Raw genomic sequence first — 10013 nt, forward strand, 5'->3', positions numbered from 1 at the left:
CGGTCTGCCCCGTCTTTGCTGTGGGTTTAATCCGGGCCACCGTGGCAGCCCGGATCATCCGTATGTGGTGTTTACTTTTTGTCGATCCACACATCGCGGAAGCCGTCATTGACGCCAAGGGCGGTATTGACCGGGTTCTTGATGTTGCAGCGATAGATCGTTGGGAGGCCCAGTTCCAGCAGCCACAGATTGGGCACGTCAGCGACAATCTGATCTTGAATTGTCTTGTAGGCAGCTCTCCGATCTTCTGGTTTCGCCATTTCCGCCGCTTCGTTGAACATCTTGTCCGTCTCGGGGTTTTGGTAGTTGGAGACGTTGTTCCAAGGCGAACCCGGCGCAGCGTTGTTGCCCATATATGTCCGCGATACACCCAAAGCTGGATCGCCGTATTGGTAGAGATAAGTGAACGCGAGGTCGAAATCACGGTCACTTACCTTCTGGTTCCAGCCAGCAACATCAGACGGCACAATCTCAACCTTCATGCCAATCTCGGTCAGGTTTTGCTTGACTGCTTCGGCCCAGCGTTGCCAGGTCTCACCATATGGCAAGCCAAGAAGACGGATCGTCTCGCCGTTATAGCTTGAGTCCGCCAGCAGTGCTTTGGCCTTTACAGGATCGTAAGAAATGTCCGGTGTGTCGCCGGCATAGAAGCGGGTCGATGATGACAGTGGCCCGGTCGCAACCTTGCCCAAACCGTTCCACAGCGCATCTTTGGCGAATTCGCGGTCCAGCGCGTGCATCATTGCCTGACGCACTTTCAGATCATCCAACGGCTTGTTGTTCATGTTGATCCAGATCCAGGACAATGGCCCAAAGAATTCCCAGCCCTTGTCGGTGATACAGGTGTTTTCCATGTCACGGATGCGCGGCACGTCGAAATTCTCGACCGCGCCACCCGGCAACACGTCAACCTTGCCCGTCTCATACGCAACCGCGCGCGAGGCGGCGTCGGGAATGACATGGTAATAAACATCGTCGACATAGGGCTTGCCTTCAATGTAATAGTTTTCGTTCTTGACCAGATGAATGTAGCTTCCCTTCACCCATTCATCGAACTTGAACGGGCCAGTGCCGATCGGCGTATTGTTCGCCGGGTTGGTGGCGAAATCAGTCCCTTCGTAGATGTGCTTGGGAACCATTGGCGCCGTACCCGGCTCAAAAATACCAATGAATGGGCCGAATGGCTGCTTCAGGTGGAACACCACAGTAAGCGGATCCGGAGTGTCGATGCTTTCGACATGTTCCATATAGGTGCGCGTGCGTGAATGGGACTCACGCAGAAATACGTCCATCGAGAACTTCACATCGTCAGAGGTGAACGGCTTGCCATCATGAAATGTGACACCGTCCCGCAGTTTGAATGTGTAGGTTTTGCCGTCTTCAGAGATTTCCCACGATTCCGCTAATTGCGGGTGGGGCGTAAGATCAAAATCGTAACGCAGCAAACTTTCATAAATTTCGCCAGCGACCATCTGGGTCGGCCCGTTCTGGATCAGGCCAATCATCAACCCCGGTGGTTCCGGCTGGATAACGACGTTGAGCGTGCCACCCGCCTGCGGCTCACCGTCTTGCGCCGCGAGCGGCCCCGCCAGTGCGATTGCCATGACAGCAACCGCAATTCTAAATGGTTTCATCATTTTGCATTCCCCGTTGTTGCGTCTATTCAGACTGATTGTTTGAGTTGAACAATGACTGATCGACCATCAGGAGTCACCCTATTTATTAAAAGAATTGGTGCGCCCGAGCGTCGTCAGATCTTTGCAAGCGCCTTGAGATAGTCGGTTATTCCCTCCCTTGCCCCTTCAATATCTGCTTGCATTGCTGCGCGGGCAGCCTCTGGATCCCGGCTCCGGCAGGCCGTCACGATGGCATGATGGTGCTGCACCATATCTTCTTGTGCGGTCCCGTAATATCCCGCGATCAATGGTCCCATCCGGAGCCAAAGGCGGCTCAGAACGTCCCGGAGGATTGGCATGTTTGCGATCTCGGCAAGCGCAAAGTGGAATTTCTGGTTCATCTCGGCCGCGAGTGGCCAGCGTTCAGTGGCAATCGCCTCTTCGTTGCGGGCAATAATGCGCTTAAGCCGCGTCACATCCTTGCCCTGCGCAGACCCGGCCGCCGTTGCCGCCGCAAGACCTTCAAGCTCAACACGGACGCTTGCGATCTCCAGATACTGCTGCTTGGTCAGCACGGGCACACGGACATCGCGCACCGAACGCTGCTCAAGGGCATTGTCTTGCAGCAGGCGCTGCACCGCATCCCGCACGGGGGTAGAACTGGTCCCAAGCACATTTGCCAAACCCCGAATCGTGATCTTTTGATTTGGGCGCAATCTGCCGGACACCAGATCATCGCAGACCCGGCCATAAATTATGTGGCCAAGCGGGTCTTTGCTGATTTCTTCCATCACCGCCCCCCCACAGTCAGGTCACGTCCACCATACATATGATGATGCATCATGCATCATAATATTGAACTGACAAACGGAAACTGCAATAGTGACGACAGACGCATCATGCACCGCAACCCGATGCGATCAACATGCACTTTAGAAAGGCCTGGCATGAAAGTCTTTTTTGATGCGCGTCAATTGGGGCACGCGCCCGCGGTCTATTTCCGCCGAGGGGCGGCGATGCCGCATCAAGAGCAACCGCAACGCGCGGTGATCTTGCGTGATATGCTCAAAAGCGAAGGGTTCGAGATCAGGCCGCCGCGTGATCACGGGTTGGCACCGATCAAGGCCGTGCATAATTCCGCATATGTCGACTTCCTGCCCGACGCCCATGCCCGTTTCGTCAAAAGCGCAGGCTCCGAGGCGCTGGCTATCCCCACCATGCACCCCGGTGTCCGCCGCGGCAAGGAACCGCGCGACATTCATGGCCAGCTTGGCTGGTGGATGACGGACACTTCGACACCGTTGACACCAGGCAGTTGGGATGCGGCCTATTGGTCAGCGCAGACTGCCGTTGAGGCCGCCGAGGGCGTGATGTCCGGTGCGCGCGCAGCCTATGCGCTGTGCCGTCCACCGGGGCATCATGCGATGCGTGACTGCGCCAACGGGTTTTGCTTTTTCAACAACGCCTGCATTGCCGCGCACCATATGACATCGACATTCAAAAAGGTCGCACTGATTGATATCGACGTTCATACGGGCAACGGATCGCTTGATATTCTTTATGAGCGGGGCGACATCTTTTTCTGCTCGCTCCACCCTGATCCGGCGACCTACCCGACCTTTTACCTTGGTCATGCGGATGAAACGGGCAGCGGCGAAGGTGCAGGCAAATCGCTCAATATCTTGCTTGAGCAAGGCGCAAGCCAGGATGCCGTGTTGTCCGCCCTCGACAAAGGCATCGCAGCGATCCGGGATTTCGGTGCCGAGGCGTTGGTGGTTTCACTGGGCTTTGATATGGCGGCGGACGATCCCCTGGCCGCCGTCGCGGTCTATCCGGACGGTTTCGCCGAAATGGCGCGCCGCCTTGCCGCACTGACCCTTCCCACCGTACTGGTGCAGGAAGGTGGCTACCTCGGCCCGTCACTGGCTGACAATGCGCGCTCCTTTCTGACGACGTTTCGCGAGGCAACCCAATGACCACCCATCCCAAAGAAATGAACGGTGCCGAAAGCGTCGTGCGCAGCCTGCATGCCGCTGGTGTTGACGTGTGCTTTGCCAATCCGGGCACCTCAGAGATGCAGTTCGTCGATGCGCTTGACCGCACCAAGTTGATGCATTGTGTCCTTGGCCTTTTCGAAGGCGTTGTCACCGGGGCCGCCGATGGCTATGCGCGCATGAGCGGCAAGCCTGCGGTGACATTGCTGCATCTTGCGCCCGGATTTGCCAATGCGGCGGCAAACCTGCACAACGCGCGCAAGGCACGGGTGCCAATGGTCAACCTGGTGGGCGATCATGCGTTGCGCCACCAGAAATATGACGCGCCCCTTTCGGCGGATATCAAAGGGGCCTGTGCGCCCTTCTCCGATTGGGTTCGCTCGGGCCGTGACGCGGGCAGCTTTGCGTCCGACGCGATGGAGGCGCTGCGCATCGCAAAAGGTGCCCCCGGTCGCGTGGCCACGCTGATCGCACCCGCCGATATCGGCTGGGATGAGGGCGGCAAGATGGCTGCCGAGATTGCGCCAGACGGCCCCGTCCCGCTGGACGGAACCGCCCTGAACGCCGCAGTGCGCGCTTTGGAAAGTGGCGAAAAAACCGTCATCATCGTCGGAAACTCGGTGCTGGAGGATGTCGCGGCGCTGGCGCTCTTGCAGGGCATTGCGGATAAAACCGGCGCGCAGTTCGTTGCACCAACTTCAAACCGGCGGATGGAGCGCGGTCAGGGGCGTGTGCCAGTTTCAAAAATCCCTTACGCGATCAATGACGCGCTGGCCCGCCTTGCGGCTTACCGCCATGCAATTTTGGTTGAATCCGTGCCGCCCGTTGGCTTTTTCGCCTATCCCGGCAAGCCCAGTCTTTTGCTGCCGGAGGCCTGTCAGATCGTGACTCTCGCCGGGGTTGATGGCGATGGTCCGATGGCGCTGGCAACCCTTGCGGACCGTATCGGAGCAAAGCCGGCAAAGGCGCGCACAACCGCCATGCCTGCCAGACCCAGCGCCGGCGCAATCACCTTGGGCAGCTTGGCCGCAGCACTTGCAAATGCCCTGCCCGATGATGCCATTGTCATCGACGAGGCAGTCACTGCAGGCGGTGCCCTCTTTCCGGCGGGGGATGCGGCCAAGCCAAACTCTTGGCTGGCGCTGACCGGTGGGTCCATTGGCATTGGCATCCCCCTGTCGGCAGGGGCCGCCATCGCCCGGCCAGACCGACCGGTGATCACGTTACAGGCCGACGGTTCGGCAATGTATACAATCCAAGGCCTTTGGACCCAGGCCCGCGAAGGGTCGAACGTGACGACAATCATCCTTGCCAACCGCGCCTATGAAATCCTGAAAGGTGAGTTGCACAATGTTGGCGCGCAGCCGGGTGAAGACGCGCTGAACATGCTGAACCTCGACCGGCCCGAACTGGATTTTGTTGCTTTGGCACGCGGCATGGGGGTGCCCGGGCGCCGGGTCGAGGATGTGAAGGAACTCATGCATGCCATCGAAGATGCCGCGGCGGAGCCCGGACCGTTCCTGATCGAAGCCATGATCTGATTTGGCAGCTGTAATACGAAGGGCCATACAATGACGCTCACCTCTGACTTGCGCAGCCGCATTCTCAACTCCGTTGCCGACGGGTTCGAGGATCAGATCGCGTTTACCCAGAAACTGGTGCAAATGCCATCACTGCGGGGGCGTGAACACCCTATTCAGGATTTGCTGTTCCGCGAACTCCGGGCGCGCGGCTACGCTATGGACCGCTTCGCTATGGACCGCGCCGCGATTGAGGCGCATCCCGGTGGCTCAAAATTCTCCGACCAGCATTCTGACGCGCCCATCGTTGTTGGCATACACCGCCCGCGCGACGAAACCGGTCGCTCGCTGATCCTGCAATCGCATCTCGATGTGGTGCCGGAGGGGCTGCACGATATGTGGCGCGATGTCCCCTTCTCAGGCAAAATTGAGGGTGACTGGATGTATGGGCGCGGGGCGGGTGACATGAAAGCAGGGGCTGCGGCCAATCTCTTTGCCCTTGATGCGCTGCGCCGTATTGGTCTGCAACCGGCGGCCACCGTTTATGTGCAATCCGTCGTCGAAGAGGAGTCGACCGGCAACGGCGCATTGCAGACTTTCTTGCAAGGCTACACCGCCGACGCGGTGCTGATCCCAGAACCGGAAGAGGAGATGCTGGTGCGCGCCAACACCGGGGTGTTGTGGTTTCAGGTGCAAATGCGCGGCGTGCCTGTTCATGTGCGTGAAATGGGAAAAGGGGCCAACGCGATTGATGCGGCTTACCGCGCAATCAGCGCTCTGCGCGAGATTGAGGCAGACTGGAACGCCGCCAAGGGCGCGCATCCTCATTTCGAGGCGGAGGACCACCCAATCAACCTCAACATCGGCAAAATAGAAGGCGGCGACTGGGCTTCGTCTGTCCCCAGTTGGTGCAATATCGACTGCCGACTTTCGCTTTATCCCGGCCAAACCGCAGAAGACGCCGCGCGCGAGGTTACCGATCGGATTGCGCGTTTTTCACAGCAGGACGGCTTTTTGTCCAACAACCCGCCGCGCATCGTCTTCAACGGCTTCTACGCCGAAGGCTATGTGCTGGAGCCGGGATCGGATGCCGAAGCGGTGCTTGGCCGCGCGCATGAAATGGCAATCGGGGCACCACTTAAATCCTTCATGACCGCCGGCTATCTCGACACGCGGGTCTATGCGCTTTACAATAACATACCTGCGCTGTGTTACGGGCCAATTTCGCGCAATATCCATGGCATAGATGAATGTGTCAGTCTGGCTTCGGTGAAGCGGATCACGCAGGCTATGGCGCTTTTCATCGCAGAATGGTGCGGCGTTGAAGCGGTGAAGGATTGATGCGCAATTCTCACACTTTGCACACCAGCGGGTTGCCCCCGCCCATTGCCCGCATGGATACTGGTTTGTGAGATGAAAAACCCGATCTTTTAGATCACGACGCCCCTGCGTTCACTGTCGACCGGGCTGCTGTCCTCAAGATCACCAATGCCGCTGAAGATCGTTCCGTGACCAACATGCAAACCGCCGTTTTGATGCACCTGATGGCAGTCGATCCATCACTGCCGGTTCCGCGCGTCTGCCAAACCCTTTCCGGGCAGGCCATGCAGATGATTGCGGGGGCGGCGGGCCAGAATCATGTCGTGCGCCTGTTGACGTTTCTGGATGGGACAGTCTTGGGCACCGCCGTCGAAGGCGTGGACCTACACCATGACATCGGCGCGCTGCTGGCGCGGCTGACACATGCCTTGCGTGGTTTTTTCCACCCGGCAGCCGGACATGTGCTTCAATGGGATATCAAACAGGCGCATCGACTGCGCCCGATGCTGGATGCCGTTGAGGATGCGAACCTTCACCGCCGGATGACAGATTTGCTGGACCGGTTCGAAGCAGAGATAGCCCCCCGTCTGGCAAGCCTGCGTGCGCAGATCGTTCACAATGATTTCAACCCGCACAATCTGCTGGTCGACGCCCCGCAGGCTACCCGCCTTACAGGAGTGATAGATTTTGGTGATATGGTTCACACACCAATTGTCTGTGATCTGGCTGTTGCCTGCTCCTACCAGATTACCGGTCAGCCGCAGCCCATGGGCGACATTGCCAAGATGATCGCAGGATATACTTCAATCCTCCCACTCGAAAAGGCCGAGCTTGAATTGCTGCCCGATCTGATGCGCCTGCGCCATGCCACGACCCTAACCATAAGCGCTTGGCGGGCACAGCGTTATCCTGAGAATGCAGCCTATATAAGGCGCAACGCCGACGCATCCTTGCGCGGGCTGAATGCGCTCGATAATCTCGGCACCGCTGCTGGCCATCACAGCACTGCGCAGTGCGGCGCACCCTTCCAGGGAGTAATCCCCATGACGATGGTCAACGCCTATGACAGCAGCCAGAACGCACAAATTGATGCAGAGGATGCGGCGCTGATCGCCCGGCGCGACCGAGTGCTTGGCCCCGGCTTATCGCCTTTTTTATCATACGCCCCTGCATCCGGTCCGCAGCAAAGGTGTCTGGCTTTGGGATAAAGACGGCAAGCGTTATCTCGATTGCTACGATAATGTCGCCTCTGTCGGGCATTGCCACCCCAAGGTTGTTGAAGCGATCAGCGGCCAATTCAGTGTTCTGAACACCCATACCTGCTATCCGCATGATTGCGTGGTCAGCTATGCAGAATAGCTTTTGGCGACGATGCCGGATGCGCTTGGGCATGTCATGTTCACCTGCACCGGGTCAGAGGCCAATGATCTGGCATTGCGCATCGCACGATCCTACACCCGGCGTCAGGGTGTCATTGTTACCAGCCTTGTATATCACAGACTGACCGAAGCCGTGGTCGAACTGTCGCCATCACTCGGCGATTTTGTCGGGCGCAGCGCGCGTGTGCGCCTGATCCCGGCTCCCAACGCACTCACCGTCCCGCCCGAGGAACAGGGCCAGCGCCTCGCGGCCGATCTCGCGGCAGCCATAGCCGCCCTGCGTCGGGACGGGATCGAGCCTGCGGCCTTCATCGTCGACACGGTGTTTTCCAGCGACGGGTTATACCCCGATCCCGCTGGTTTCCTCAAACCCGCCGTCGATCTGATACGGGCTGAGGGTGGCGTCTTTATCGCCGACGAGGTGCAGCCGGGGTTTGCCCGCACCGGTGATAGTTTCGGGGTTTCGAGCGTCGAGGGTTGGTGCCAGACATGATCACGATGGGCAAACCGACGGGCATCGGGTTTCCGGTTTCAGGTGTTGCCCCGCGCCCCGAAATCGTGAGAGAGTTTGGTGAGCGGGCGCGCTATTTCAACACATTCGGGGCCAACCCCGTTGCCGCCGCCGCAGGAAGGGCCGTTCTTGATGTGATCAAAGATGAGGCACTATTGGCCAACGCTTCGCATATTGGCGGGCTCATCAGAAAGGGTCTAATGGTCATCGCTTCGCGCCACTACGGACTCGGTGACGTGCGGGGCTTGGGGCTTTTCCTTGCAGTAGAATGTGTGATCGACCGCGATGAGAATGGCCCGAACGCCGCGCGGGCAGGTTTCATTGTTAACCATCGGCGCCAGAATGGCGTGCTTATCAGCGCCACTGGCCCCGGCGCGAATACCCTCAACATCCGCCCGCCGCTTGTATTGGAACAACCCGAGGCAAACCTGTTTTTGAATGCCTTGGATGCCGCGTTTGCAGCGGCCATCCCGCAGTAATCCGGCCCCGAAATGCGCCGCACCAGACAAGGGTAGCGCGCGAGATAACCTTACACGCCGTCGATCTTATTGAATACGGATAACCCCTTGATCAAACCAGCCTTCTCAGTCACGTTGTTCATGGTCGTTGCACTCGGGCTGCTCTGGGGCCTGAACTGGCCGGCGGTCAAGTTCATGCTTTCAGAAATACCGCCGCTGACACTGCGCGCCGGTGGTTTCAGCCTTGCAGCCGTCGCGCTGCTTCTCATTGCAAGCGGCATCGGCCATCGGTTGAAACCCGCGAAGGGTGAGGTTTTCTCACTGATTTTAGCGTCGGTTTTTATCGTGTTCGGGTTTAATATTCTGACCGCACTGGGTCAGCTTTTCACCCCTGCCTCGAACGCTGCAATCATTGCCTATACGATGCCGTCGATAACAGCCGTGTTATCGGTTGTTTTTTTGGGTGAGGTTCTTCACAGGCGCCTGGTAATGGCGATATGCATCGGCTTGGCTGGCCTTGCCGTTCTCGCCTCAACCAATTTGGCGGCGCTGGTAGCGGCACCTCTGGGTCCGGCGATCATGTTATGCGCCGCGCTTTCGTGGTCAATCGGAAATATAGTGATGCAGACGCGGAAATGGACTCTCTCGCCATTGGCCCGTGCTGCATGGTTCTTTGTAATCTCGGCGCTGCTGACGTGGCCCCTTGTTTTATTCTTCGAACCATTGAAGGATTTCCGCCCTCCGAGCCCTGCAAGCCTGTGGATATTTACCTTTCACGTCGCCGGTCCGATGGTCACCTGTTATGTGTTGTGGACGATCCTTCTGGGTCGCCTCTCTGCAACCATTGCAGCGATTTCGACGTTGATCGCGCCAGTCGTCGGCGTTTTATCCTCCGTTTTGTTGCTGAACGAGAGCCTGTCCTGGCAGAAGGCAATCGCGCTTCTTCTAATTGTTACGTCAATTGCAATGACGCTTGTCCGTCCTGCCGAGCAAACGTGAAAGTCCGCGGCGCATTGGCCACATTGTCAGTCACAGTGGAACAATACATGATTGCTCTGAACTACCGTTGCGTCCAGAAAACCTCAAAGGAGCCTCCAATGTCGAAACCACAACTTACAGCCATTCCACTGGTTGAAGACGAACGTGTTCGCGTTACCCGTTTTGAATTTGAACCGGGCGCGGAAACTGGATGGCATGTCCATCAATATTAATATG

The 10013-nt window shown here is 58.0% G+C and carries 7 protein-coding genes and 2 pseudogenes; 7 read left to right on the forward strand and 2 right to left on the reverse strand.

Going from position 1 to position 10013, the window contains the following annotated elements:
- Positions 1–71 precede the first annotated feature (71 nt).
- Together L0H65_RS00645 and L0H65_RS00650 are read right to left on the reverse strand one after the other, a co-directional pair.
- On the reverse strand, positions 72–1637 hold the full coding sequence (locus L0H65_RS00645; protein WP_301456831.1) for an ABC transporter substrate-binding protein: 1566 nt from the start codon (positions 1635–1637) through the stop codon (positions 72–74).
- Positions 1638–1750: 113 nt separating this feature from the next.
- A complete protein-coding gene (locus L0H65_RS00650) occupies positions 1751–2407 on the reverse strand; it encodes a GntR family transcriptional regulator (protein WP_301456832.1) in 657 nt (218 codons plus the stop codon).
- 156 nt (positions 2408–2563) lie between these two features.
- Between L0H65_RS00650 and L0H65_RS00655 the strand changes: the two genes are divergently transcribed.
- The 7 genes and pseudogenes from L0H65_RS00655 to L0H65_RS00685 all read left to right on the forward strand — a co-directional run bounded on the left by L0H65_RS00655 (position 2564) and on the right by L0H65_RS00685 (position 9797).
- The gene (locus L0H65_RS00655; protein ID WP_301456833.1) at positions 2564–3592 is read left to right on the forward strand and encodes a histone deacetylase family protein; all 1029 of its coding nucleotides are present in this window, start codon (positions 2564–2566) and stop codon (positions 3590–3592) included.
- The gene (locus tag L0H65_RS00660) at positions 3589–5151 is read left to right on the forward strand and encodes an acetolactate synthase large subunit (protein WP_301456834.1); all 1563 of its coding nucleotides are present in this window, start codon (positions 3589–3591) and stop codon (positions 5149–5151) included. The genes L0H65_RS00655 and L0H65_RS00660 overlap by 4 nt, the downstream gene beginning before the upstream one ends.
- Before the next feature lie 30 nt (positions 5152–5181).
- Positions 5182–6471 (forward strand): ArgE/DapE family deacylase, encoded by a 1290-nt coding sequence (locus tag L0H65_RS00665; RefSeq protein WP_301456835.1) that lies wholly within the window; start codon positions 5182–5184, stop codon positions 6469–6471.
- A 131-nt stretch (positions 6472–6602) separates the two neighbouring features.
- A pseudogene (locus L0H65_RS00670) lies at positions 6603–7658 on the forward strand (phosphotransferase); the annotation flags it as partial.
- Positions 7582–8322: pseudogene (locus L0H65_RS00675) on the forward strand (aminotransferase class III-fold pyridoxal phosphate-dependent enzyme). The pseudogenes L0H65_RS00670 and L0H65_RS00675, both read left to right, overlap by 77 nt.
- On the forward strand, positions 8319–8819 hold the full coding sequence (locus L0H65_RS00680) for an aminotransferase class III-fold pyridoxal phosphate-dependent enzyme (protein ID WP_301456836.1): 501 nt from the start codon (positions 8319–8321) through the stop codon (positions 8817–8819). Before L0H65_RS00675 ends, L0H65_RS00680 begins: the two are co-directional and overlap by 4 nt.
- Before the next feature lie 87 nt (positions 8820–8906).
- A complete protein-coding gene (locus L0H65_RS00685) occupies positions 8907–9797 on the forward strand; it encodes a DMT family transporter (RefSeq protein ID WP_301456837.1) in 891 nt (296 codons plus the stop codon).
- Positions 9798–10013 lie beyond the last annotated feature (216 nt).

It is taken from the genome of Pseudorhodobacter sp., from assembly GCF_030452865.1.
Lineage (GTDB): Bacteria > Pseudomonadota > Alphaproteobacteria > Rhodobacterales > Rhodobacteraceae > Pseudorhodobacter.

Coding starts and splice junctions, on each gene's coding strand:
- L0H65_RS00645 (WP_301456831.1), bottom strand. CDS start 1,637: ATGATGAAACCATTTAGAATTGCGGTTGCTGTCATGGCAATCGCACTG.
- L0H65_RS00650 (WP_301456832.1), bottom strand. CDS start 2,407: ATGGAAGAAATCAGCAAAGACCCGCTTGGCCACATAATTTATGGCCGG.
- L0H65_RS00655 (WP_301456833.1), top strand. CDS start 2,564: ATGAAAGTCTTTTTTGATGCGCGTCAATTGGGGCACGCGCCCGCGGTC.
- L0H65_RS00660 (WP_301456834.1), top strand. CDS start 3,589: ATGACCACCCATCCCAAAGAAATGAACGGTGCCGAAAGCGTCGTGCGC.
- L0H65_RS00665 (WP_301456835.1), top strand. CDS start 5,182: ATGACGCTCACCTCTGACTTGCGCAGCCGCATTCTCAACTCCGTTGCC.
- L0H65_RS00680 (WP_301456836.1), top strand. CDS start 8,319: ATGATCACGATGGGCAAACCGACGGGCATCGGGTTTCCGGTTTCAGGT.